Below are 22,641 nucleotides of genomic sequence, written 5' to 3' on the forward strand. Positions count from 1 at the left end.
TACCGGGCACACTCACCGGCAGCCCCGCCAGCAGCGCCGACATCCGCGCCACGTTGCGGTTGTCTTCACCGGCCTGGTTGCCACAGCCCATGATGACTTCGTCAATGGCGGCCGGATCCAGATCCGGCGCCTGGGCCAATACCGCCTTGAATACCTGGGCGGCCAAATCATCGGGACGAACCGTCGCCAGAGCGCCGCCAAAGCGACCGATGGCCGAACGCCTGGGATGACAAAGATAAACGGGCTTCATAACACGCTCTCCGATGAGATGGGTTTGGCATGGTGGGCGGCGGTTCTGGCCTTGAGTGCCCGTAGTATGTCCAGCTCGTCGGCGTTGGGCTCGGGAGTCTGAGCCAGCGGCTCGGCAAAACGTACCGGCCAGCCGGTGGCCTCGGCTACCTGCTCACGGCTCACACCGGAATGCAACGAGGTCACGACCAGCTCTTTGGTGTCCGCATCGGGCTGCAGCACACAGAGATCGGTAATCACCTTGGTCGGGCCGCGGCCGATATTGGGGACGTCATCACGACCCTTGCCATCGCGACCGAAGCCCAGGGTGGTAATAAAGTCCACCGCCTCGACAAAGGCCCGCGACGAATGCTTGAGGGTAATGAACACCTCTTTGGCATTGGTGGCAATTTCCGGCGCACCGCCGCCACCGGGCAGCCGTACCTTAGGTGCCTGGTAATCACCAATCAGGGTGGTGTTGAGGTTGGCGAACCTGTCTATTTGCGCGGTGCCGAGGAAACCCACATCGATATGGCCGCCCTGCAGCCAGTAGCGAAACATCTCGGGCACCGCCACCGTAGTCAGGGCCGACTCGCACAGCTCGCCGTCACCGATGGACAACGGCAGTATCTCGGGCCTGGTCTGCAGGGTGCCGGATTCATAGATCAGGGTCACCTCGGGCGCGTGGGTCAGCCGGGCCAGGTTGGCTGCCTCGCTGGGCAGGCCAATACCCACAAAACAGGTCATGCCGTTCTTCAGCGCGCGGGCGGCGGTCACCGTCATCATTTCGGAAGCATTGTATGCGAGTGTCATTGGGCTTGCCCTCCCTGGTTATAGACATTTTCTTGCAGCCAGTTCTTGAAGCCGTCGCGATCCCGTGCGATCGCATCCCATTCTTTATAAAAACTGTTGTCGCGCGGGTAGTAACCGTGTGCGTAGGAAGGCGCGGCGCCCCGTTTCACCTCGGCAATGGCGTCGATGGCCCAGCCCGGGATCACACAGGCATTGGACTCGGCCTGCAGATCGTCGACGATCTCCTCGACAGTGACGATGCTGTGTCTGGCTGCCAGCACCGCCTCTTTCTGCACCCCGACGATGCCGGACACCAGCACATTGCCCTGCCTGTCGGCACGCTGGGCATGAATGATGCTGACATCGGGTCGCACTGCCGGTACCGCCGCCAGCCGTTCGCCGGTGAAGGGGCATTCGATAAAGCGGATCTGCGGATTGACCTTGGGCAGATCACTGCCGATGTAGCCGCGCAGTACCGCCAGCGGCAGACCGGCGGCGCCCGCTTCATAGGCACAAGCCATGGCCGCGTGACTGTGTTCGAAAATATCGAGCGGCTGGGGATAGCCTTTCTCCACCGCGTCTCGCAAGCGGTGCAGGGAGCCGACACCGGGGTTACCACCCCAGGAAAAGATCAGCTGCTCGGCACAACCGGCACCGATCAGCTGGTCGTAGAGAATATCGGGCGTCATGCGGATCAGCGTCAACTTGCGCTTTTCCTGCCGGATGATTTCATGACCCGCCGCAAAGGGGATCAGATGGGTAAAGCCTTCCATGGCGACGGTAGCGCCATCCTGAACATAGCGAGCAACTGCGTCGTGCAAGCTCATGAATTGGGCCATGACTGTTTGCCTCCCTGAGTGAACCAAAAAGTTCGCATCACGAACAATATGTTTGCAATACGAACATACTTGCACTCTTTTACCGGTCTCGCAAACCAAAAATCTCGACCTCTGCAGGACTCTCAACCTAACTACATGTAAAATAACTGATTATTTTTTACCTGGAGGTGGCACTTCAAAGCCGGGGGAAAATAACTCATCAAGCATGTTCGCAATACGAACTTTTGCTACCATGTATGGCATCTTTATCCGGCGAGACCGCGACAGGAAACACGGCATGAACCAGGACGACAAACTCAACCCGGACGATCGCGACTTCGTCACCGCGCTGGCCAGCGGACTGGAGGTGTTACAGGCGTTCGATCAGAACACCCCGCGTATGACCTTGAGCGAGGTGGCGGCCAAAACCGGCATGAACCGGGCCAAGGCCAGACGATTTCTGCTGACCCTACATGCGCTGGATTATCTGAAGAAACAGCATCGTCATTTCGATCTAACCCCCAAGGTGCTGCAACTGGGCCATGCTTTTCTGTCGGTCAATCGCTACGGCACCATGATCCAGCCTTATCTGGAAGACATCACCCGGCAAATCAACGAGTCCACTTCTCTCGGTATTCTCGATGGCGACGAGGTGGTCTATATCGCCCGCTCCGCCGCCGAGCACCGGCTGATGGCAATACAGCTATCGGTAGGCACCCGGCTGCCCGCCGCCTACACCTCGATGGGACGAGTACTGCTGGCCCAGCTTTCGACCACTGAACTGAACGCCCGTCTGGCCCAGATCCGGCTGCAGGCCCACACCGAACACAGCCTTGTCACCCAGGACCAATTGCATCGGGCCATAGAAGAAGTGCGTATGCAGGGATTCGCCATCGTCGATCAGGAGCTGGACTCGGGTCTGCGCTCGGTGGCGGTGCCGGTGTTCGATCAGCAGGGGTTTCTGCTGGGCGCCATCAACATCAGCACCAATGCGGCCCGGGTTGATATGAAGACGCTGCGGGAGCGCTTTCTGCCACTGCTGCAGGAAAAGGCCGACCTGATACGAATGGCAGTCAGTTGAAACAAAACGGAGGCCGGGCGTCTGCTAAGCAATATTTCATCGCCGATGTGGATTTTGCGGCTGGTTTGCCTTTATCGTCACCCTCGCGAAGGCGGGGAGCCGGTTCCTTTACCGACGACTCGCAGGCTGACCATTCTGCGTTACCAGCTCTTTCCCGCCTTCGCGAGAATGACAAGAGCGCGCGGGAATGACGACTGAGCCACACCTGTTATACGGCATTACTTATGCCGTATAACAGGTCGGCAAGATCAGGGGTAGCGGCCGCTCAGCCGGTTGGCTACCAGCTCGGTCAATATGGTATTGACCAGGCGCATCACCGCATTGGGGTTCTCACCGCGGCGGCGCGATGCAATCACCGGCGTGGTGATCTGCTCATCGGCCACCGGCATGAAGTCCACCCCCTCCCGCCGCAGTTTCTTCACCTGTTCGGGCACCAGCGCAAAGCCCATGTCCGACGCCACCAGTGACAGGGCCGTCTGCAAATCGTTGACCTGCTGAATCACCTGCACCTTGAGACCCCGACGATGAAACAGCCCCAGTGCCACATCGGAAAAATTGGGGCCGGCTCCCGCCGGAAAGGTCACCATGGGCACCTCGGCCAGTTGCTGCATGCTCGGTTGCTGCCGGGTCAGGGGATGATCCGCAGGCAGGGCCGCAATAAGGGGTTCATTGAACAGCACTTCCTGCTCCACGTCCGGATCATCGATGCTGATGCGGCCAAACCCGATATCAATCTTGCCACTCTTGAGTGCGTCAATCTGCTCCTGGCTCTTCAACTCATGCAATACGATTTCCAGGTTCTTGTTGCGGCGCAGACGACGCACCATCAGGGGTAACTGGCCGTAGAACACCGACGGCACAAAGCCGATGGAAAAGACCGTCTTGCGATGCTGGGCCACCTGACGCGTCCCTTCGATGCTGGCGTCGAGCTTATCCATGATCGAATGTACCTGCTGCAGAAAATACTGGCCGCCCTGGGTCAGCTCCAGCCCCCGGGCTTTGCGAATGAACAACTGAACGTCCAGCTCCTCTTCAAGCTGCTTGATCTGCCGGGTCAGCGGCGGCTGCGCAATAAACAACTTCTCGGCAGCCCGGGTCAGGTTCAATTCTTCCGCAACGACCACGAAATACCGCAAGTGCCTCAACTCCATCCATACCTCCAGGGTATTACTAGCAACTTAATCAATATTGGTTCACATCAACACAAAATCGTAACCTTTCGGCAACAAAGGGGCATCCGGTCACATCAGGAGATTACATGTCAGCACCTATCCAGTCCATCGAAGCCATGCTGGTCGATATTCCGACCATACGTCCGCACCAGCTATCCATGACCACCATGGCCGTTCAGACCATGGTTATCGTGCGCATGAAAGACGCCGATGGTCTGGAGGGTCTCGGCGAAGCCACCACCATCGGCGGCCTGGCCTACGGCCCGGAAAGCCCCGAAAGCGTCAAGCTGACCATAGACACCTACTTCGCCCCCCTACTAATTGGCCAGGACGCAGACAACATCAATACCCTGAGGGTAAGGCTGAACAATACAACCCGGGGCAACAACCTGGCCAAGTCCGCCATCGAGACCGCCCTGCTGGACCTGCTGGGAAAGCGCCTGAACCGCTCGGTGTCGGACCTGCTGGGCGGCGCCGTGCAGCGGCACCTTCCCGTGCTCTGGACCCTGGCCAGCGGCGATACCGCGAAAGACATTGATGAAGCGAAAAGCCTGATCGCCGCCAGACGCCACTGCGATTTCAAACTGAAAATCGGCTCTCGTGCGCTGATGAATGACGTTCGTCATGTAGCAGCTATCAAGGCCGCCGTGGGCGACGGCGCCAGCGTGCGGGTCGATGTCAATCAGGCCTGGGATGAAGCCACCGCCGCCAGGGGCATGGCCGAACTGCAGGCCGCCGGCATCGATCTGGTCGAGCAACCGACCCCGATGAAGGATATGGCGGCGCTGGTGCGCCTGTCCGAAAAATTCCATCTGCCCATTCTGGCCGACGAAACCGTGGCCGATGCCAAAGACATGTTTAGCCTGGCCGCCGCCGGTTTCGCCGGTGCCGTGGCCCTGAAGATTGCCAAGGCGGGCGGCCCGCTCCAGGCATTAAAGGTGGCCACCGTGGCCAGCGCCGCCGGGGTCGGTCTCTATGGCGGTACCCTGCTGGAAGGCACCATCGGCTCCGCCGCCGCCCTGCACGCCTGGTCCACCCTCGACAGGATTCACTGGGGCACAGAGATGTTCGGCCCGTTGCTGATGAAGGACGACATAGTGGTCAAGCGATTGAACTTTCATGACAACGGCGTCGAGCTGCCCACCGGTCCGGGCCTCGGCATCGAGATAGATGAAGACAAGCTGGCCTACTATCGCCGTGAATAGCAGCGCCGTGAATAGCAGCGCCGTGAATAACAGCGCCGCAAGTGAATTGCCGCAGGCAAAGACAGTCGCACCCCTTACCAAACGGAGAAAGACATGCTGTTCAAAGTCGAGATGAAGGTCAATTTACCCCACGGCATGCCGGCCGAGGTGGCCGCCGAGATCAAGGCGCGGGAGAAAGCCTACGCTCAGGAGCTGCAAAACCAGGGCAAGTGGCGCCACCTGTGGCGGGTCGCCGGCAGCTACGCCAACGTCAGCATCTTCGATGTGGCCGACAACACCGAACTGCAGGAGCTGATAAGCGCCCTGCCGCTGTTCCCCTACATGGACATCAGCGTCGCGCCCCTGTGCCGACATCCGTCCTCCATTCACGAGGATGACAGCTAGTTCTCTGTCATGCCCCTCGACCAAATACATAACAAGACACGCAAGGAGTGAGAGCTATGTCAGTAAAAACCATGGAAACTCAACACGTTATCGAGCTACTGGGGAAGGTGGCCGGTTTGAACCAGAGCGGTGGTAATGATCGCGTTAAAACCATTATCCATCGCCTGATGCACGACATTTTCCAGATCGTTGAAGATCTGGATGTCACGCCGGAAGAGTTCTGGAGCGCCGTCTATTACATCAACGATCTGGGCAAGAACGGTGAAGCCGCCCTGCTGGCTCCGGGCCTGGGCATGGACAAGTATCTGGATATCCGCATGGATGCCGCAGACGAACTGGCCGGCCTGGCCGGTGGCACGCCGCGCACCATCGAAGGTCCGCTGTACGTGGCCGGTGCTCCGGTTTCCGACGGCTTCGCCCGCATGGACGACGGCACCCAGGACGGTGAAACCATGATCCTCACCGGCGTGGTTACCGACCGGCACGGTCAGCCACTGGCCGACACCCTGGTCGAAATCTGGCACGCCGATCTGAAAGGTGGCTACTCCTACTTCGACCCGTCCCAGAGCGAATACAACCTGCGTCGCGGCATCAAGACCAACGCCGACGGTCGCTACACCGCCCGGAGCATCATTCCGTCCGGTTACGGCTGCCCGCCCGACGGTGCCACCCAGGCACTGCTCAACCAGCTGGGTCGCCACGGCCGGCGTCCCGCGCATATTCACTACTTCGTCTCCAATCCGGGCTACAAGCACCTGACCACCCAGATCAACCTGGCCGGTGACGAATATACCTATGACGACTTCGCCTTCGCCACCCGCGAAGAGTTGGTAGTGGACGCCGTCCGTGTCGAGGATGCCGCCGCCGCCGAGCAGTACGGCCTGAACAAACCGTTCACCCGGGTGGAATTCAACATCCAGCTGGTGTCAACCGACAAGGCCGAGCTGCAGAGCCGCCACGAGCGCCTTCGCGCCCTGGAACGCTGAGCTACCTGATACAGACCCTTTAATCCCACGCTGTTTGTGAGCCAATCGTCTGCCATTGGCAGGCGGTCCGGGGGCCACTGATGCCAGAACAGGCCGGCAGCGCCAGATGGAGTAACGAAACATGACTCGCCAACTCGACCGACTCGAAAGGAAGATCCGCGGTGCGGTAGAAGCCGACCCGACCACCGGCCACTACCGCTGTGACCGTGGCGTCTTCACCGATCAGGAACTGTTCGACCTGGAAATGAAACACATCTTCGAAGGTAACTGGGTATACCTGGCCCACGAAAGCCAGCTGGAAAATCCCGGTGATTATTACACCACCACAGTGGGCCGACAGCCGGTGGTGCTCACCCGCACCAAGGAAGGCGAACTGCAGGCGCTGCTGAACACCTGTTCTCACCGGGGCGCGACACTATGCCGCAAGAAGCGCGGCAACAAGGCCTCCTTCACCTGCCCCTTCCACGGCTGGACCTTCAAGAACGATGGCAAACTGCTGAAAGCCCGCGATCAGAAGAAAGGCGGCTACCCGGAAAACTTCGACACCGACGGCTCTCACGATCTGAAGCGCCTGCCGAAATTCGAGTCTTACCGCGGCTTCCTGTTCGGCAGCCTGAATGCCGATGTGCTGCCGCTGACCGAATACCTGGGTGAAACCACCAAGATCATCGACAACATGGTGGATCAGGCCGAGGATGGTCTCGAAGTGCTGCGCGGTACCTCTACTTATACCTATGAAGGCAACTGGAAGCTGACCGCCGAGAACGGTGCCGATGGCTACCACGTGGGTACAGTGCACTGGAACTACCTGTCCACCATGGGTCAGCGCAACTACGACAAGGGCGGCACCGAGGCGGTCGACGCCAAGAGCTGGTCCAACGAAGGTGGCTGCTATGGCTTCGAGCATGGCCACATGATGCTGTGGACTCGCCTGACCAACCCCCAGGTGCGTCCGGTTTACAGCCAGCTGGAACGTCTGCAGGAAAAAGTGGGCGAGGCCCGGACCGATGCCATCGTCAACACCACCAAGAACCTGTGCCTGTACCCCAACGTCTACCTGATGGATCAATTCTCCACCCAGATCCGGGTGCTGCGCCCCATTTCCGTCAACAAGACCGAGATCACCATCTACTGCTGGGCACCGAAGAACGAACCGGCCGCCGATCGCGCCAGGCGTCTGCGCCAGTACGAAGACTTCTTCAACGTCAGCGGCATGGGTACCCCGGACGATCTGGAAGAGTTCCGCGCCTGCCAGCAGGGCTACGAGGCCAGCGGTCTGAAGTGGAACGACATGAGCCGGGGCGCCGCCCATTGGCTTGAAGGCCCGGATGCCGGTGCCGAGGCCATCGATCTCAAACCGATTCTCAGCGGCGTCAAGCCGGAAGACGAAGGTCTGTACGTGACCCATCACCAGCACTGGGTAAAAGAGATGCTGCAGGCGGTTGAAACCGAACGCGCCCAGCTTATTTCCATCACTTCCATGGAGGACTCCGAATGAACTTCGAACAGATTCAGGCGTTTATCTACCGTGAAGCCCGTCTGCTGGACGACCGCCAGTGGGATGAATGGCTCGAGTGCTACAGCGAGAACGTCGTGTACTGGATGCCGGCCTGGGATGACGAAGACCAGTTGACCGAAAACCCGCAGACCGAAATTTCGCTGATCTATTACCCGAACCGTGAGGGCCTGGAAGACAGGGTATACCGGATCAAGACCGAACGCTCCGGTGCCAGCTCCATGCCGGAGCCGCGCACCACCCACCAGACCTGCAACCTGGAGATACTGTCCCGGGAAGGCAAGGAGGTGAAATTGCGCTTCAACTGGCAGACCAGCAGCCATCGCTACCACAAGACCGAACGCTTTTTCGGTACCTCCTTCTACACCCTGGATATCGGCGGCGAACAGCCCCTGATCACCGAGAAGAAGGTAGTTCTGAACAACGATTACATCAATCAGGTGATTGATATCTATCACCTGTAACGGGTGGGGAGAGGATTATGACTTACAACATCGCGCTCAACTTTGAAGACGGCGTTACCCGTTTCATCAGCTGTAACGAAGGTGAAACCGTACTGGATGCGGCGTACCGTTCGAAAATCAACCTGCCCATGGATTGCTCCGACGGCGTGTGCGGCACCTGCAAGGGCAGCTGCCATCAGGGCAAGTTCGATCTGGGTGACGAGTACATCGACGAGGCACTGACCGACGACGAAGCAGCCGAAGGCAAAGTCCTCACCTGTCAGATGGTACCCAGCAGCGACTGCGTGGTAGAGATTCCCGTCGCGTCCAGCATGTGCAAGACCGGCATTGCCAGGGTTCAGGGTACCGTGCTCGAGGTGAACCTGATTTCTCCCACCGCCATCGAACTGAAAGTGACTGCAGAGGAAGATATCGCCTTCCTGCCGGGCCAGTATGTGAATATACAGGTACCGGGCACCGACGAGACTCGCGCCTATTCCTTCAGCTCCAGACCCGGCAGCCGGGAACTGAGCTTCCTGATCCGCAACGTGCCAGGCGGCCTGATGAGCAGTTATCTGATCGGCCAGTGCAAGGCCGGCGACCCGCTGACACTCACGGGTCCCATGGGCAGCTTCTACCTGCGTCCGGTGGAACGTCCGGTATTAATGCTGGCCGGCGGCACCGGTCTGGCGCCCTTTCTGGCCAAGCTGGAATATCTTAAAGCCAACGGCAGCAAGCAGCCGGCTCATCTGATCTACGGGGTCACCAACGATGACGATCTGGTGTGTGTCAAAGAGCTGGAGCAGTTTGCCGGGGAAATAGATAACTTCAGCTTCAAAACCGTAGTGGCCAGCGCCGACAGTACTCACCCGCTTAAAGGTTACGTGACTAACCATATGGAAGACGCACCCGTCCATCACGGCGAGGTGGATGTCTACCTGTGTGGCCCCCCACCCATGGTGGACGCCGTACTGGGCTACTTCCGAGACCAGGGCATCAAGCCGAACTCCTTCCATTACGAGAAATTCACCCCCAGCGTCGCTGCCGTTGCCGAGGCGGTAGCATGAAGCCGCGCTTCACCGACAGGGTGATGGTGATCACCGGTGCCGCCCAGGGTATCGGCCGGCGCGTGGCCGAACGGGCGGCGGAAGAAGGTGCTCGGCTGGTGCTGGTCGACCTGGCCGATCATGTGTTCGAGCTGGTGGCCGAGCTTAACCAACAGGGTGTAGAGGCCATTGCCGTACAGGCCAACCTGGAGACCTGGAACGGCGCAGACCATGTGATGACCCGGGCCGCCGAGCGGTTTGGTGGTATCGACATACTGGTGAACAACGTCGGTGGCACCATCTGGGCACAACCCTACGAGCATTACAGCCCGGAACAAGTCGAGAAAGAGGTGCAGCGGTCGCTGTTTCCCACCCTGTGGTGCTGCCGGGCCGTGTTGCCCCATCTGCTGAAACGCGAGGGTGGCGTGATCGTCAATGTCTCTTCCGTGGCGACCCGTGGCCTGATGCGGGTGCCCTATGCCGCGGCCAAGGGCGGAGTCAACGCCCTGACCGTGGCGCTGGCGTTCGAGTATGCCGAGCATGGCATTCGGGTCAACGCCACCGCTCCCGGCGGCACCGAAGCGCCGCCCCGGCTGACCCCACGCAACACCGAAGTCCAGGGCGAGCGCGAACGACAGTGGTACCAGACGCTGGTTGACCAGACCAGGGCCACCAGCTTGATGCATCGCTACGGCACCCTGGATGAGCAGGCAGGTGCCATCCTGTTCCTCGCCTCTGACGATGCCAGCTATATCACCGGCACCATACTCCCCGTCGCCGGCGGGGATCTGGGCTGATGTAGAGAAGACTGCCCAACGGAAAGGACAGCTTTTTTATATGAACGGGAGGGACAATTCCCCCTCACTCCAGGCTTTAAGGACAATCTCGGAGTAATACCCAATGAGAAATATCGATGTCAACGCAACCATAGACAACGCCACCTTTACCCCTTTCCACTGGCGGGTATTGTTCTGGTGTTCCCTCATTATTATTTTCGACGGTTACGATCTGGTGATCTACGGCGTGGTGCTGCCGCTACTGATGGATCAATGGGGCCTCAACCCCTATGTGGCTGGTCTGCTGGGCAGCAGTGCCTTGTTCGGCATGATGTTCGGCGCCATGGGCTTCGGCATGCTGTCGGACCGGCTCGGACGCAAGAAAACCATACTGATGTGCGTGGTGCTGTTCAGCGGCACCACCGTGCTCAACGGCCTGGTCAGCAACCCCTGGCAATTCGGCATACTCCGCTTTATCGCCGGCCTGGGGATCGGTGGCGTCATGCCCAACGTGGTCTCGCTGATGAGCGAATATTCGCCCAAAAGGAGTCGCAGTACCCTGGTGGCGCTGATGTTCAGCGGCTACGCCGTGGGCGGCATGATGTCTGCAGGTCTGGGGATCTGGATAGTGCCCAACTACGGTTGGGAAATCATGTTCTATCTGGCGGTCGTGCCCATGCTGCTGTTGCCGCTGATGATCAGGTACCTTCCTGAATCCGTCGCCTTTCTCATGGCCCAGAATCGTCAGGAAGAAGCCCGCACTCTGCTGCAGAAGGTGGATCCCGCTCGGCAGATCACTCGTCAGGACAAGCTGGTCGTCCCCCCAGCCAACGTGCAGAAGGCACCGGTACTGGAGCTGTTCCGCGGTGGTCGCAAGCTGAGCACCCTGATGTTCTGGACGGCCTTCTTCTGTTGCCTGCTGATGGTGTATGCCCTGGGCTCCTGGCTGCCGAAACTGATGTCCGCCGCCGGTTACCCCCTGGGCTCCAGCCTGATGTTTCTGATGGTACTGAACATAGGTGCCATCGTGGGTGCCGTGGGCGGTGGCTGGCTCGCCGACCGTTTCTCGCTGCGCTCCGTGCTGGTCAGCTTCTTCCTGCTGGCTTCCGCCTCGCTGGTGCTGCTCGGCTACCCGCACCCCATGTGGCAGTTGTACAGCCTGATGGCCGTGGCCGGTGCCACCACCATCGGCTCGCAGATACTGCTGTACGCCTATGTTGCCCAGTATTATCCGGCCAACATCCGCTCCACCGCACTGGGTTGGGCCTCGGGCATCGGCCGTAACGGCGCCATAGTGGGCCCCATGCTCGGCGGTACCCTGCTCGCGCTGGCCTTGCCACACCAGATGAACTTTCTGGCACTGGCCGTGCCCGGCGCCATCGCCACCCTGGCCATTGCCCTGGTTGGCCGGCGCAGCGCTCGTCCGGAGGTCAGCCAGGCTGACAATAAACCCAGCATGGCGGCGAACAGTTAATCACCGGCGGCTTCACCCCGGCCTAGTGCCGGGGCTCTTTATATGCATTTCTCGATACAGGAGCAGAGCCATGAATACTGTTCTGCGTGACTTGTCATTGCCTGCCGTTGCGGCCGGTTTTCTGGCCGTGCTGATGTCCTGCGCCGGATCCCTTGCCATCTTCTTTCAGGCCGGCGTCAGTGCCGATGTCTCGAAGCAGATGATGACCTCCTGGGTATGGGCCATCTCCATGAGCGCGGCCCTCTCCGGCATGTTGCTGTCGCTCTGGCTGAAGGTGCCGGCAGGATGCCCATCAGGATCCCGACCGTGGCTATGTGGCCAGGGTATTCAACGGCGTCTTTTATCTGATGGGCGGTCTGTTCGTCGGCACCATCGGCGGCCTGCTGACCTCATAGCCCTCGGCCTTTTCGCCGTGCTGGCGGGCCTCACACTACCGGCGATACTACCGGCAACTTGTTGACTACCCTGGAAAATGACCGCGGGCGCGAAACTTCATTGATCACCTTTATCGTGACCGCCTCGGGACTGTCGCTGTACGGGCTGTCGTCGGCCCTGTGGAGCGTACTGAACGACTATGGGGTGCACCTGATACTCACAAACGGCGTCGATGTTGAGTCTCGTAACAGCGGTTATCTAGCTGGGATAATTGAGAATGCACCCTGGCTGCTCGTCCCGCAACTGCCTGTCGGCCGACCTGAATGCAGTTATTCACGCACTGTATGCCTGGACAGCCGTACCGCCCGACGCCGGAGCAATAATGGTCTACCCGTCTGCAACACCATAGAGACGAGAATCAGCACCATACCCAGCCAGCCCAGAGCCAAGAACCGTTCCCCCAATACTGCCACCGCAAGCAGCACGGCCACCACCGGCTCCAGAAGAGTCAGCAGAGTAGCACGGCTGACGTCCACATACCTGAGGCCGTAACTGAAACAGAGATAGCCGAGAAACATCGGCACCACCGCCATATAGAGCGCCACGCCGGCATGGGTGGCGGTCGCAAACAGATTGCTGCCGGTAAAGGTCAGCGACGGCAGCAACACCAGCGCGGCCACCCCGAACATGCCCGCCATCGCCGAGCTGGAATGCACTCCCCTGGAGATCATGCGCTTGGCTCCCCAGGCATAGGTGGCGTAGGCAAGCCCGGCCAGCAAGCCCAGCACCATACCCGCATAGCGCTCAGGGACGCTGCCGGCCAGCGACGCCTCCTGGTGCTGGCCCAGAGTTAGCAGCAACACGCCCGCCACGCCGACGGCAAAGCTCAGGCACCACTGGAAAGTTGGCATTTTTCTGCCGATAAGGCACTCCATTATCACCGCAAACAGTGGGGCACTGGCAATGGACACCACGGTGCCGATGGCCACCCCGGCCAGCTGCATGGCGCTGTAAAACGCCAGAGGATATATCGCCACCGACAGGCCTCCAACACACAGCCAACCCGGGCTGGCCCACAGTTTTTTTTTGTCTAGTAACAGCACCCTGCCAGCAGTTAGCGCCAGCAATACTCCCCCCATCCCCATGGCAAAAGCGCCGGTAGCCAGCGCGCTGACATCATCGGCAAAACGGGCCACGGTTCCCGTTGTGCCCCACAGCACACTGGCAACGACTATGGCCAGTATGCCTGACATAACCTCTCGTGATTGCGCCATAAAAATCCCGCTTTTGTGACTGAACAATGACCATGATGTTACGCCACAAAGCACAATTTTTTTGTGCTGAAAAGACTCTTTGGTCTGCCGCAAAGACGGAACTCTACTCCGTAAAACGGGTAGGAGTCATGCCAAAATACCGGGAAAACCGCCGACTGAATGCCGAAAGATCCGTGTACCCCACCAGCTCGGCAATCAGCTGCATGGAATAATCGGTGTGCTGTATCAGCGCCCTGGCCTTGTCCATGCGCTTTTGCGTTACATACTGCATCACGGTGAGGCCCAACTGCTGGCGGAACAGCTTTTTAAGCTGGGTTTCACTCAGGCAGGCCACGCCAGCCAGCTGCTGCAGGGTGATTTTTTCAGTCAGGTGGCGCTCAACATGCAGCAGCACCTGCTGAATACGGTGATCCAGACGCGGATTCAGACGCTGCTCGGCCACCAGCACCATAAAAGTGGCCACCATGGCCTCTTCAATGCCGGCGTTGACCTGATGCTCCAGCTGCGCCTCGATAAAGTCCAGATAACGGCTCAGAGGCGGACTGACCGCAAATACCAGCCGGTCACCGCCAGCCAGGTTTGCCGGTAGCCCATCCAGATCGGCCACCACAAAACGGGCCTGGGTGTCGGCGGTAAAATGATGCGGTTCACCCCGTCTTATCATCACGCACTCCCCCGGTGCCACCTTGCCGTAAAACCCCTCTATTTCAAGCTGAATCACCCCGCGCAGGGGCAGCACCAACTGATGAAAGTCATGAGCATGGCCGTGACGCTGACGGGTGTAGGAGCGCAGGTACAAGTGATTTGGCATGAGTGCTCCTTACAGCAAGCCGCGCTCGCTGAGTCTGCTCAACAGGGCGCCGCATTTTTCCTGCATAAAATCTCGCAACAGCCGCATGGCAGGAGTAATGGAATGGCGGCTGGGGCAGACCAGCCACAGCTCAGACACTCGTGCCTGGTAGTCCGGCATCACCGGCACCACGCGTCCAGCCAGCAGATCCTCGGCCATGTCGAGACTGGATTTTACCGCCATGCCACTGCCCGCCACACACCAACGCCGCACCAGATCACCGTCGTTGGAGGCCCGGTTGCCAGTCATTTTGACCCGGTGGCTTTGACCATCTTGGGTAAAGCTCCAGACATCATGCAAAATGTCGTGTAGCTGGTAAAACAGGCCGTTATGAGTAGTCAGCTCCTGAGGATGAGCCGGCGTGCCGTACTGCTGTAAATACGTCTTGGCAGCGCACAAAATGCCCTGCACCTCACAGATTTTAAAACCGTACAGGTTGGACTCTTTGGGCGAGCCGTAACGCAGCGCCATATCGGCTTCGTCCCGGTAGAAGTCAATATTGCTGTCACTGATATTGAGTCGCAGCCGAATACCGGGGTGAGCCTCCATAAATTCATCCAGCCAGGGCAGTATCAGATTACGGCCCAGATCCGATGACACAGCCAGGCGTAGTTCTCCCGCCAGCTGTTCGCTGTCGTGGCGAATATTGGTGCGGGCCTGATCCAGCAGCTGCAGTGCCTGCTCGCATTGGGGCAGATAGCGCTCTCCGGCGCTCGACAACCGCAACTGGCGCGTAGTGCGCACAAACAGTTCGGTCCCCAGGGCGCTTTCCACCCGTTTTACCGCCGCGCTGGCGGTGGCGGTTCGCATATCCAGGCTGGCCGCCGCCGCCGTGATGTTGCGGAACTGGGCTACTTTGATAATCAACTGCAAGTCTTCGATCTGCATATTTTCAAATAATTTTTGAATATGTTTATCTGATTATGCTGTTTTTACTTAGGTTTGCAATGTGCACAATGGTGTCCACCCTGATACCGAGCCACGCTTTGCCAATCAAAGGAGCCTTCCATGAAAGCCATTGGATACCAACAGCCCTCTCCCATCAGCGACCCCAACGCCCTGATGGATATTGAACTACCCCAACCAGTCGCCACCGGCCGTAACCTGCTGGTGAAGGTGTACGCCATTGCCGTTAACCCCGTGGACTTCAAGGTGCGCCAGAGTGCGGCGGCCGAGCCGGGCCAGCACAAGGTGCTGGGCTGGGACGCAGTGGGGGAAGTGGTGGCCATGGGCGATGGGGTTACCCTGTTCCAGCCGGGAGACCGGGTGTATTATGCCGGCGATCTGACCCGCCCGGGCAGCAATGCCGAATATCAGCTGGTGGACGAACGTCTTGTGGGCCACAAGCCCAGCAGCCTGTCCGATGCCGAGGCCGCCGCCCTGCCGCTGACCAGCATTACCGCCTGGGAGCTACTGTTTGAGCACCTGCAGCTGGCGCGCACCGAGCCCAACAGCGGCCAGAACTCGGATGAGGTGCTACTGGTGGTTGGCGCCGCCGGCGGCGTGGGCTCCATTCTGCTGCAGCTGGCAAAGGTGCTGACCGGCGCCACCATTATCGCCACCGCCTCCCGCGAAGCGTCCCGCCACTGGGTAAACCAGCTGGGTGCGGATTATGTGGTGGATCACAAGCAGCCGCTTAAGCCCCAAATTGATGCCCTGATCGACCAGCACGGCCTGGGCCCGGTCACCCATGTGGCCAGCCTGAACGCCACCGAAGATTATTTCGACGCATATATCGACCTACTGGCCCCCTTTGGCCGTATTGGCATCATTGACGATCCCGAGGCCCTGGATGTCATGAAGCTCAAGTCCAAGAGCCTGTCGCTACACACTGAGTTCATGTTTGCCCGTTCCATGCACCAGGCCCGGGATATGGACGCCCAGCATCGGCTGTTGGATCGCGTGGCGCAGTTGATCGATCAAGGACATATTCGCACCACTCTGGGCAAACAACTGGGCAAGATCACCGCCGCCAACCTCAGGGCCGCCCATGCCGAGCTGGAGTCCGGCCGCGCCGTCGGCAAGCTGGTACTCGAAGGTTTTCAGCCCTAAACCCATTACCAGCCCCTCTTTTTACCGGAGCTAATCCCATGAACAACCTGAACGCCGTTCAGCAACAGATTATCGATGCCTTCAGCCTGCGCCATGCCTGAAAGATATTTGTTCCGACGAAAAAATACCCGAGGGCGAGTTCCACACTATTCTGGAAGCCGCCCGGCTATCGCCTAGCTCTTTTGGCTTTGAGCCCTGGCGGCTGGATGTGGGCATACGGGAAAACGAGTGCCCTTCTCTTAGGAGTAAGTGGCGCGGAGAAGCCGGTGAAAACATGGCTGCTATTCGACAGATGGTGGTGAATACACTTAACGGCGAAACCAGCTTCAAAGCCGGCATTAAACGGAAACAGAAACGGACGATCCGCAACAACACCCATCTGTCCCAAGTCTTGGCTGGGCTGGGGGGCGTAATCTTGCCCTGCGCAGAATGCCTTCAACAGTTTCATACTGGCTGTCGCACCACTCCACCCGCTTTTCTTTAAACCAATGGCTGGCAAGACGGACAAAGTCCATCTAGCCTCCAACCGCCCGCTGGCGGATCAGCACCTCCAGTTGTCGAAACTGCTCCACTCCGGGGCTGTTGGGAAAATGGTGACCACAGTCAAAGATACCAGCACGGAGCTGTTGCTCAATCAGCGCCAGCACCTTGCCGAGCTTTTTGCGATTGGCTCGCGTATCCGCCAGCTTGGTTTGCTCCCAAGAGCGCTTGCCCCGCAAACGAAAGTCGAGATAAAGGCGGCCATCACGGCCTCCTTACTGAATGCTCTGGACCAGATCCTGGGCCAATGTCCCCTGCAACATGGACTCTTCAACCCGTTCCCAGATGTAAGGATCTTGCAGTCACCAAAGGTGACACATGTAGTGCTTCCCTCGAACAGCACCGAATCCTTGAGGCACTGACGAATGGTTCGAGCGTCGTACTTGATACGGGCAGACAGCTCTTCAGCTGTGAGATAGGTATGTGCCATAATCAACCCCCCGCATTTTCTCTACACCGAACAAAAATGACCAGAAGAAGAGAGATGAGCACACAAAAACGCCATTACAAGTCATTTTTCACTGCTATAGATATTTTCTCTCTTTGGGGGAAATGATTCCGTGCTGCCTGTCTCGCATACAGGACGAGCGCAATCAGAAGATTGCCGAAGTCTCCCGCGAGCCCGGCATCAACAGGAGCACCCGTCATCGCCTCAACAACGAGACCGCCACCAGGGTAGAACTGGATATGGTTGAACTGTTATGCAGGTATCTGAAGATAGAAGTGGGGAGCTGTTTGAGTTGGAGGACATTAGCTCAGCAAAGCAAGCACGCTGAAGGAAAGCCGCCATTAAAATCGGAAGTATTCATATGTTATTAACCATCAATGACATCATCAACACCGCCGAGCTGCGCACTCGCCTGCTATCCGGCGGTGGGCTGGAGCGGCCGGTGCGCTGGGCCCATGTTTGCGAACTGGATGATCCGACCGAGTGGCTGGGAGAAGGCGATCTGCTGATGACCACAGGGCTGGCAATTCCGGCTTCTCCCGCAGCACAACGGTGTTACCTTGAGCGTCTGGCCTCGGCGGATCTGGCCGGCCTGATGATTGGTGAACACATGCAAGCTCCGGAAGATCTGCAGGCACTGTGTGAAACGGCCGACGCCCTTAACTTTCCGGTACTGCTGACCCACTATGGGGTCCCCTTCGCCGCCGTAACCCATACCATTGTTGAGGCCAGCCGCCAGCAGGACTTCGAGCGGCGCAACCTGATTGCCCGAATATACGAGAACGCCCGGCTGGGTTTGCAGGGAGTCGGTCTGGACCACCTGCTATCGCGACTTGAAAAAGACACCCGCTCCACCTTGAACCTGCTGGAAGGCAGCACGCTGATGCCCTGGCTACCCGAGCTGAAAGAGCTGGAAAGCGAGCAACTCGCACTGTTACAGCACAAGCGCAGCAAAGCAACTCCTCAACAGTGGATCATTCAGCGTTACCGGCTGGAAGAAAACCGTCAATTGATGCTGATGGAGATCCCGTCGCAACGCAACTGCCTGCTGGTTGCAAACAGCGACGGCCTGCTCGACTATAGCTTGTTGCACCATGTGGTCGCCGTATTGGGCATTGAACTGGAACGTCTGCAGGTCGAACATGAGCGCCAGCTGCGACAGGGATCCGAGTTGCTGGACGATTTATTACAACACCGCCTGTCACCACGGCAGCTCGAGCAAAGACTGCTCCAGTTTGACACCTCACCGGAGCTGGCGCAGCTGGCCGTCACCCCTCTGGCCAGCGAACTTGACTTCTCCGGTATACTGCTGCGCTGCGGGATCAGACCGCTGTGTCGTGCCCAGGGAGATGAATTAATCTTTCTGCTCCCCCAGGACAAGGCCGGTGAGCTTCAGCATCAGCTGGGCTGCACCATGGGATTGAGCCATTTTCTGGAACATCCCGAGCGCGCCACGGAAGCACTGCGGGAGGCGCGCCTGGCTCACTCCTGCGCCACCCGCGAGGCTCCGCTTCAGCATTATGCTCAGGTCAGTGATCCCACCCCCTGGCAGCCCAGAAACCTGGAGGAGGCCCGGCAGGTTTTCCAGCAGGTGCTTGGCCGGCTGGCGGAACACGATCTGCAGCAGGGTTCACAACTGCTGATCACCCTGAACACTTTTCTCGACCATAATCGCTCCTGGCTGGGGGCCGCCCAACAATTGCATATTCACAAACAGACACTGGTTTACCGCATTCGGCGCATTGAAGCGATCACGGCCCGCTCACTCAGCAACACGGAAGATGTGGCCATACTCTGGTTTGCGCTTCGCGCCGCCAGCCTGGCCAGTATCAACCTGAACACACCCCGCCTGTGATCCTGTCCACATAATCAATAATACCTTCCCTGTCACGCTTCCCGACGCAATGTCCAGCCAGCACCGGGCCAGACTGTCTTCCCGGCTGAGGCTTCATACGATAGAACAAATCAATCCGCCCATTCTTTACCTTTGAAACATTGTTGCAACCTTTGGGTAACGCAAAAATGCGCCGGGTAATGTCTGAACAGGATCGATACCGTATGAAACTTGCACTCACCCCTCCTCTCAAACGCAGCTATTGGCTGGAGCAGGCGGAGCCCTCGCTGCCGGCGCCGACTTCGTTACAGGGGCATCATCAGGTAGATGTTGCCATTATCGGAGGCGGCTTCGTCGGACTGTGGACGGCTCTGACCCTGAAACAGCATGAGCCGGATATCAGGGTCATGATTCTGGAGCAGGACATTTGTGGCGGTGGCGCGTCCGGTCGCAATGGCGGCATGGCCATGTCCTGGTGGCCCAAGATCGGTACCCTGTCCTCTTTTTGCAGCCGGGAACAGACGCTGTTTCTGGGGCACAGCGCCGAGCAGGCCATCGGCGAACTGGGTGAATTCTGCCGCCAACATAATATCGACGCCCATTTCCAGCAACATGGCTGGTTATGGACCGCCACCACCCCGGCTCATATCGATAGCTGGAATGCCACCCTGCAGGCCTGTGAACGCCTGGGCGTCACCCCCTTTGAGCGCCTGTCAAAAGCGGAGGTCGCCCGTCTTACCGGATCCGATATTCACCTTGCCGGCGTACTGGAGCGCAGCAACGCCACCATTCAGCCCGCCGCCCTGGCCCGCGGGCTGCGGCGGGTTGCGGAGCAGGCCGGGGTCGAGATCATGGAACACAGCGGTGTCACCGAACTGCTTCCGGGCAAACCGGTTACCCTCAAAACCGAGCGGGGACAGGTGCAGGCAAACAGCGTGGTTCTGGCTACCAATGCCTGGTCTGCCTGCCTGCCCGAGCTGGCCAGAATGATGGTGCCGGTCAACAGCTCCATCGTGGTGACCGAGCCGATCCCGGAGCGCTTGCAGCAACTCGGCTGGACCGGCAACGAAGCCATCACCGACTCCCAGTTGATGGTCGACTATTACCGGACAACCACCGATGGCCGTATTGTCTTTGGCAAGGGTACCGGGGCACTCGCCTACGGGTCCCGAATCGGCCCTCTGTTCAGCGAAGACGACAAGGGGGTTGCCATGACCGAAGCCGACTTCCGTCGCACTTACTCCAGCCTGAAGGACGTGGGTTTCAGCCACCGCTGGTCGGGCCCCATCGATCGTACCTATGACAGCCTGCCGGTTTTCGGGCAACTGCAGAACCAGCCCAACATTCATTACGGCATCGGCTGGAGTGGCAATGGTGTCAGTCCCAGCCGCATTGGCGGGCGGATCCTGGCCAGCCTGGCACTGGAGCGGAAAGACCAGTGGAGCCAGTGCGCCCTGGTGAACCGAACCTGCAAGCCGTTTCCTCCCGAGCCGTTGCGATATCTGGGAGGCACCCTGGTTCGCAATGCCGTGATTCGCAAGGAACGTGAAGAGCTCGCCGGCCGCCCGGGCAAGGCACTGGACCGTATGCTGGCTAGCCTGGCGCCGTCCGGGCTGGAAGACAAATCCTGAAACGACAGAGGAAACATAATAATGACCGAGATTATCCGCTTGACCAACGATACTCCTTTTACCGCATCCACGCCGGTGGCCGAGCCCATCGGCCTGCCAGTGGCACAAACCCGCACCGCCCTGCACCGGGAACTGCCGGACACACAAGCCGCCACGGGAGTCTGGGAATGCACCCCTGGCAGCTGGCGTCGTCAGGTTTTAGTGGCTGAATACAGTTACATCATCAGCGGTAATGGCCGGTTCACTCCCGACGAGGGCGAGCCCATCGACTTTCAGGCCGGTGATGCCATTTACTTTCCGGCCAACACGCCGGGCACCTGGGAGATCCGTGAAACCGTTCGCAAAACCTATCTGCTGCTGGGATAAGACGGTACCGGAAGCAATGATGTATATAAGGAGAACAGAACAATGAGTATGATGGAAAAGGATTTGGCGACGCTCAGCAAGGCCGGTGTAGTGGAAGGCGGTGATTTAAAAAGTCATCGTCTGAGCTCAATGGAAACCATCGGCATCATTGTCGGCACCAATATCGGTGCCGGCATCATGGGCATGGCCTATGCCGCCCGCAATGCCGGCTTTTTGCCGCTACTGGTGTGCCTGGCCATCGCCTGCGTATTCTGCATCATTACCATGCTGTATGTAGCGGAAGCCAGCCTGCGCACCCAGGGTAACAAGCAGCTCAGCGGTTTGTCGAAGCGCTACCTGGGCCCCGTTGGCGGCTGGTTAATCTTCATGGCGGTGGCCGCCAACAGCTATGGTGCCCTGGTGGCCTACATGACCGGCAGCGGCAACATCATGACCGAGTTTTTTGGCAGCTACGGCATGACCCGAGAACTGGGCAGTCTGCTGTTTTTTATTCCTTCGGTGCTGGTGCTGTACCTGGGACTGAAGGCCTTGGGAGTTGGCGAGCGGTTGATCAGTAGTGGCATGGTCGTGCTGGTATTAGTGCTGATTGGTGCCACCCTCGTTCACCGAAACACCGAGCTGAATCACCTGTGGCAAACCCAGTGGCAATATATGGTGCCCGTGTTCAACCTGGCGGTGTTTGTGTTTGGCGCCCAGTTTCTGGTTCCCGAACTGGTTCGGGGCAACCGTACCACAGCACACAAGCTGCCCCGGCTGATCATCATTGGTATGGTGATTACCTTCGCACTGGTGGCGGCGGTACCGGCCTCGGTCATTGCCCTGGTCGGCCAGGAAAACCTGACTGAAGTTGCCACCCTGAGCTGGGGCAGCTCTCTGGGCAGCTGGGCCTACTATGTAGCCAATACCTTTGCCCTGATGGCCATGCTGACCTCCTACTGGGGGCTTGGCGGCTGTCTGTTTACCAATATGTTCGATCACTTCCGGCTGGGCAACGGCACCAACAAAGCCAGACGAGTCATGGTATTGGCGGCGGTTTCCATTCCCCCCTTTATTCTGGCTTACTCGGGCATCGGCAGCTTTGTGAACGCCCTGTATTTTGCCGGCACCTTTGGCGGTGTACTGATGGGAATTATCCCTATTCTGTTACTGCGTGCCTCCCGCCGCCACGGGGAGAAACAGCCCGAATTCGTCTGCGGCTGGTACGCTCACCCACTCATTCAGGCCGTCATCATCTTTATTTTTGCCTCCAGTGGCGTTTACGCCATTGCCTCCGCATTGGGCTTGCTCCCCAGCAGCTGGTAACCCGCTGTTCCCCTGAACCATACACGGTACCGGTGTTGACTCACCGGT

The 22,641-nt window shown here is 58.8% G+C and carries 24 protein-coding genes and 1 pseudogene; 17 read left to right on the forward strand and 8 right to left on the reverse strand.

Features of this window, described 5'->3' with window-relative positions:
* The 3 genes from ACLEIV_RS13990 to ACLEIV_RS14000 form a co-directional block, all read right to left on the reverse strand.
* The coding region (locus ACLEIV_RS13990) for a thiolase family protein (RefSeq protein WP_477529392.1) at positions 1–250 on the reverse strand (250 nt) is incomplete at its 3' end.
* Positions 247–1,041, reverse strand: coding sequence for a CoA-transferase subunit beta (locus ACLEIV_RS13995; RefSeq protein WP_410457254.1), 795 nt, complete (start codon positions 1,039–1,041; stop codon positions 247–249). The genes ACLEIV_RS13995 and ACLEIV_RS13990, both read right to left, overlap by 4 nt.
* Positions 1,038–1,859 (reverse strand): CoA transferase subunit A, encoded by an 822-nt coding sequence (locus ACLEIV_RS14000; protein WP_410457255.1) that lies wholly within the window; start codon positions 1,857–1,859, stop codon positions 1,038–1,040. Before ACLEIV_RS14000 ends, ACLEIV_RS13995 begins: the two co-directional genes overlap by 4 nt.
* 277 nt (positions 1,860–2,136) lie before the next feature.
* On the opposite strand from ACLEIV_RS14000, the gene ACLEIV_RS14005 reads away from it, so the two are divergent.
* A complete protein-coding gene (locus ACLEIV_RS14005; RefSeq protein WP_410457256.1) occupies positions 2,137–2,919 on the forward strand; it encodes an IclR family transcriptional regulator domain-containing protein in 783 nt (260 codons plus the stop codon).
* A 248-nt stretch (positions 2,920–3,167) separates the two neighbouring features.
* Here ACLEIV_RS14005 and ACLEIV_RS14010 read toward each other — a convergent pair whose 3' ends face one another.
* The gene (locus ACLEIV_RS14010) at positions 3,168–4,070 is read right to left on the reverse strand and encodes a LysR family transcriptional regulator (RefSeq protein ID WP_410457257.1); all 903 of its coding nucleotides are present in this window, start codon (positions 4,068–4,070) and stop codon (positions 3,168–3,170) included.
* Between the two features lie 107 nt (positions 4,071–4,177).
* On the opposite strand from ACLEIV_RS14010, the gene ACLEIV_RS14015 reads away from it, so the two are divergent.
* The 9 genes from ACLEIV_RS14015 to ACLEIV_RS16885 all read left to right on the forward strand — a co-directional run bounded on the left by ACLEIV_RS14015 (position 4,178) and on the right by ACLEIV_RS16885 (position 12,381).
* Entirely contained in the window at positions 4,178–5,296 is a 1,119-nt protein-coding gene (locus ACLEIV_RS14015) for a muconate/chloromuconate family cycloisomerase (RefSeq protein ID WP_410457258.1), read from the forward strand.
* 93 nt (positions 5,297–5,389) lie between these two features.
* Positions 5,390–5,680, forward strand: coding sequence for a muconolactone Delta-isomerase (gene catC / locus ACLEIV_RS14020; protein WP_410457259.1), 291 nt, complete (start codon positions 5,390–5,392; stop codon positions 5,678–5,680).
* A gap of 56 nt (positions 5,681–5,736) precedes the next feature.
* Complete coding sequence (gene catA, locus ACLEIV_RS14025) at positions 5,737–6,666, forward strand: catechol 1,2-dioxygenase (protein WP_410457260.1); 930 nt, start codon at positions 5,737–5,739, stop codon at positions 6,664–6,666.
* Positions 6,667–6,787: 121 nt separating this feature from the next.
* On the forward strand, positions 6,788–8,164 hold the full coding sequence (locus ACLEIV_RS14030) for a Rieske 2Fe-2S domain-containing protein (RefSeq protein ID WP_410457261.1): 1,377 nt from the start codon (positions 6,788–6,790) through the stop codon (positions 8,162–8,164).
* Complete coding sequence (gene benB, locus ACLEIV_RS14035; protein ID WP_410457262.1) at positions 8,161–8,646, forward strand: benzoate 1,2-dioxygenase small subunit; 486 nt, start codon at positions 8,161–8,163, stop codon at positions 8,644–8,646. Before ACLEIV_RS14030 ends, benB begins: the two co-directional genes overlap by 4 nt.
* Before the next feature lie 17 nt (positions 8,647–8,663).
* The gene (gene benC / locus ACLEIV_RS14040) at positions 8,664–9,692 is read left to right on the forward strand and encodes a benzoate 1,2-dioxygenase electron transfer component BenC (RefSeq protein ID WP_410457263.1); all 1,029 of its coding nucleotides are present in this window, start codon (positions 8,664–8,666) and stop codon (positions 9,690–9,692) included.
* Positions 9,689–10,468, forward strand: a complete 780-nt coding sequence (gene benD, locus ACLEIV_RS14045) for a benzoate diol dehydrogenase BenD (protein ID WP_410457264.1) — start codon at positions 9,689–9,691, stop codon at positions 10,466–10,468. Before benC ends, benD begins: the two co-directional genes overlap by 4 nt.
* Positions 10,469–10,571: 103 nt before the next feature.
* Complete coding sequence (locus ACLEIV_RS14050; RefSeq protein ID WP_410457265.1) at positions 10,572–11,921, forward strand: MFS transporter; 1,350 nt, start codon at positions 10,572–10,574, stop codon at positions 11,919–11,921.
* Between the two features lie 70 nt (positions 11,922–11,991).
* Positions 11,992–12,381, forward strand: a complete 390-nt coding sequence (locus tag ACLEIV_RS16885) for a benzoate/H(+) symporter BenE family transporter (RefSeq protein WP_477529393.1) — start codon at positions 11,992–11,994, stop codon at positions 12,379–12,381.
* A 244-nt stretch (positions 12,382–12,625) separates the two neighbouring features.
* Here ACLEIV_RS16885 and ACLEIV_RS14065 read toward each other — a convergent pair whose 3' ends face one another.
* From ACLEIV_RS14065 to ACLEIV_RS14075, 3 genes are all read right to left on the reverse strand, one after another.
* A complete protein-coding gene (locus ACLEIV_RS14065; RefSeq protein WP_410457266.1) occupies positions 12,626–13,549 on the reverse strand; it encodes a DMT family transporter in 924 nt (307 codons plus the stop codon).
* A 124-nt stretch (positions 13,550–13,673) separates the two neighbouring features.
* Positions 13,674–14,381, reverse strand: coding sequence for a helix-turn-helix transcriptional regulator (locus tag ACLEIV_RS14070; RefSeq protein ID WP_410457267.1), 708 nt, complete (start codon positions 14,379–14,381; stop codon positions 13,674–13,676).
* A 9-nt stretch (positions 14,382–14,390) separates the two neighbouring features.
* Positions 14,391–15,308: a LysR family transcriptional regulator gene (locus tag ACLEIV_RS14075; RefSeq protein WP_410457268.1), complete on the reverse strand. Its 918-nt coding sequence runs from the start codon at positions 15,306–15,308 to the stop codon at positions 14,391–14,393.
* A 120-nt stretch (positions 15,309–15,428) separates the two neighbouring features.
* Here ACLEIV_RS14075 and ACLEIV_RS14080 point away from each other — a divergent pair, with 120 nt between their 5' ends.
* Both ACLEIV_RS14080 and ACLEIV_RS14085 read left to right on the forward strand, forming a co-directional pair.
* Positions 15,429–16,472, forward strand: coding sequence for a zinc-binding alcohol dehydrogenase family protein (locus ACLEIV_RS14080; protein ID WP_410457269.1), 1,044 nt, complete (start codon positions 15,429–15,431; stop codon positions 16,470–16,472).
* Positions 16,473–16,596: 124 nt separating this feature from the next.
* Positions 16,597–16,956: a hypothetical protein gene (locus tag ACLEIV_RS14085; protein ID WP_410457359.1), complete on the forward strand. Its 360-nt coding sequence runs from the start codon at positions 16,597–16,599 to the stop codon at positions 16,954–16,956.
* Between the two features lie 31 nt (positions 16,957–16,987).
* Here ACLEIV_RS14085 and ACLEIV_RS14090 read toward each other — a convergent pair.
* Positions 16,988–17,209, reverse strand: a pseudogene (locus ACLEIV_RS14090) (Arm DNA-binding domain-containing protein); the annotation flags it as partial.
* A gap of 355 nt (positions 17,210–17,564) precedes the next feature.
* Between ACLEIV_RS14090 and ACLEIV_RS14095 the strand changes: the two are divergent.
* The 5 genes from ACLEIV_RS14095 (at position 17,565) to ACLEIV_RS14115 (ending at position 22,593) form a co-directional block, all read left to right on the forward strand.
* On the forward strand, positions 17,565–17,831 hold the full coding sequence (locus tag ACLEIV_RS14095; protein WP_410457360.1) for a helix-turn-helix domain-containing protein: 267 nt from the start codon (positions 17,565–17,567) through the stop codon (positions 17,829–17,831).
* Positions 17,822–19,315, forward strand: a complete 1,494-nt coding sequence (locus ACLEIV_RS14100) for a PucR family transcriptional regulator (protein WP_410457270.1) — start codon at positions 17,822–17,824, stop codon at positions 19,313–19,315. The genes ACLEIV_RS14095 and ACLEIV_RS14100 overlap by 10 nt, the downstream gene beginning before the upstream one ends.
* A gap of 203 nt (positions 19,316–19,518) precedes the next feature.
* Positions 19,519–20,925 (forward strand): NAD(P)/FAD-dependent oxidoreductase, encoded by a 1,407-nt coding sequence (locus tag ACLEIV_RS14105; protein ID WP_410457271.1) that lies wholly within the window; start codon positions 19,519–19,521, stop codon positions 20,923–20,925.
* Positions 20,926–20,946: 21 nt separating this feature from the next.
* Positions 20,947–21,291, forward strand: coding sequence for a cupin domain-containing protein (locus ACLEIV_RS14110; protein WP_410457272.1), 345 nt, complete (start codon positions 20,947–20,949; stop codon positions 21,289–21,291).
* Between the two features lie 42 nt (positions 21,292–21,333).
* Positions 21,334–22,593, forward strand: a complete 1,260-nt coding sequence (locus ACLEIV_RS14115; protein ID WP_410457273.1) for an aromatic amino acid transport family protein — start codon at positions 21,334–21,336, stop codon at positions 22,591–22,593.
* Positions 22,594–22,641: the final 48 nt, after the last annotated feature.

The organism is Oceanisphaera submarina, from assembly GCF_046521305.1.
GTDB classification, from domain to species: Bacteria; Pseudomonadota; Gammaproteobacteria; order Enterobacterales; family Aeromonadaceae; genus Oceanimonas; species Oceanimonas submarina.

Excerpts from the sequence above, each read along its gene's own strand:
- ACLEIV_RS13995 (WP_410457254.1), bottom strand. The coding sequence starts at position 1,041 with ATGACACTCGCATACAATGCTTCCGAAATGATGACGGTGACCGCCGCC.
- ACLEIV_RS14000 (WP_410457255.1), bottom strand. The coding sequence starts at position 1,859 with ATGGCCCAATTCATGAGCTTGCACGACGCAGTTGCTCGCTATGTTCAG.
- ACLEIV_RS14005 (WP_410457256.1), top strand. The coding sequence starts at position 2,137 with ATGAACCAGGACGACAAACTCAACCCGGACGATCGCGACTTCGTCACC.
- ACLEIV_RS14010 (WP_410457257.1), bottom strand. The coding sequence starts at position 4,070 with ATGGAGTTGAGGCACTTGCGGTATTTCGTGGTCGTTGCGGAAGAATTG.
- ACLEIV_RS14015 (WP_410457258.1), top strand. The coding sequence starts at position 4,178 with ATGTCAGCACCTATCCAGTCCATCGAAGCCATGCTGGTCGATATTCCG.
- catC (WP_410457259.1), top strand. The coding sequence starts at position 5,390 with ATGCTGTTCAAAGTCGAGATGAAGGTCAATTTACCCCACGGCATGCCG.
- catA (WP_410457260.1), top strand. The coding sequence starts at position 5,737 with ATGTCAGTAAAAACCATGGAAACTCAACACGTTATCGAGCTACTGGGG.
- ACLEIV_RS14030 (WP_410457261.1), top strand. The coding sequence starts at position 6,788 with ATGACTCGCCAACTCGACCGACTCGAAAGGAAGATCCGCGGTGCGGTA.
- benB (WP_410457262.1), top strand. The coding sequence starts at position 8,161 with ATGAACTTCGAACAGATTCAGGCGTTTATCTACCGTGAAGCCCGTCTG.
- benC (WP_410457263.1), top strand. The coding sequence starts at position 8,664 with ATGACTTACAACATCGCGCTCAACTTTGAAGACGGCGTTACCCGTTTC.
- benD (WP_410457264.1), top strand. The coding sequence starts at position 9,689 with ATGAAGCCGCGCTTCACCGACAGGGTGATGGTGATCACCGGTGCCGCC.
- ACLEIV_RS14050 (WP_410457265.1), top strand. The coding sequence starts at position 10,572 with ATGAGAAATATCGATGTCAACGCAACCATAGACAACGCCACCTTTACC.
- ACLEIV_RS16885 (WP_477529393.1), top strand. The coding sequence starts at position 11,992 with ATGAATACTGTTCTGCGTGACTTGTCATTGCCTGCCGTTGCGGCCGGT.
- ACLEIV_RS14065 (WP_410457266.1), bottom strand. The coding sequence starts at position 13,549 with ATGTCAGGCATACTGGCCATAGTCGTTGCCAGTGTGCTGTGGGGCACA.
- ACLEIV_RS14070 (WP_410457267.1), bottom strand. The coding sequence starts at position 14,381 with ATGCCAAATCACTTGTACCTGCGCTCCTACACCCGTCAGCGTCACGGC.
- ACLEIV_RS14075 (WP_410457268.1), bottom strand. The coding sequence starts at position 15,308 with ATGCAGATCGAAGACTTGCAGTTGATTATCAAAGTAGCCCAGTTCCGC.
- ACLEIV_RS14080 (WP_410457269.1), top strand. The coding sequence starts at position 15,429 with ATGAAAGCCATTGGATACCAACAGCCCTCTCCCATCAGCGACCCCAAC.
- ACLEIV_RS14095 (WP_410457360.1), top strand. The coding sequence starts at position 17,565 with ATGATTCCGTGCTGCCTGTCTCGCATACAGGACGAGCGCAATCAGAAG.
- ACLEIV_RS14100 (WP_410457270.1), top strand. The coding sequence starts at position 17,822 with ATGTTATTAACCATCAATGACATCATCAACACCGCCGAGCTGCGCACT.
- ACLEIV_RS14105 (WP_410457271.1), top strand. The coding sequence starts at position 19,519 with ATGAAACTTGCACTCACCCCTCCTCTCAAACGCAGCTATTGGCTGGAG.
- ACLEIV_RS14110 (WP_410457272.1), top strand. The coding sequence starts at position 20,947 with ATGACCGAGATTATCCGCTTGACCAACGATACTCCTTTTACCGCATCC.
- ACLEIV_RS14115 (WP_410457273.1), top strand. The coding sequence starts at position 21,334 with ATGAGTATGATGGAAAAGGATTTGGCGACGCTCAGCAAGGCCGGTGTA.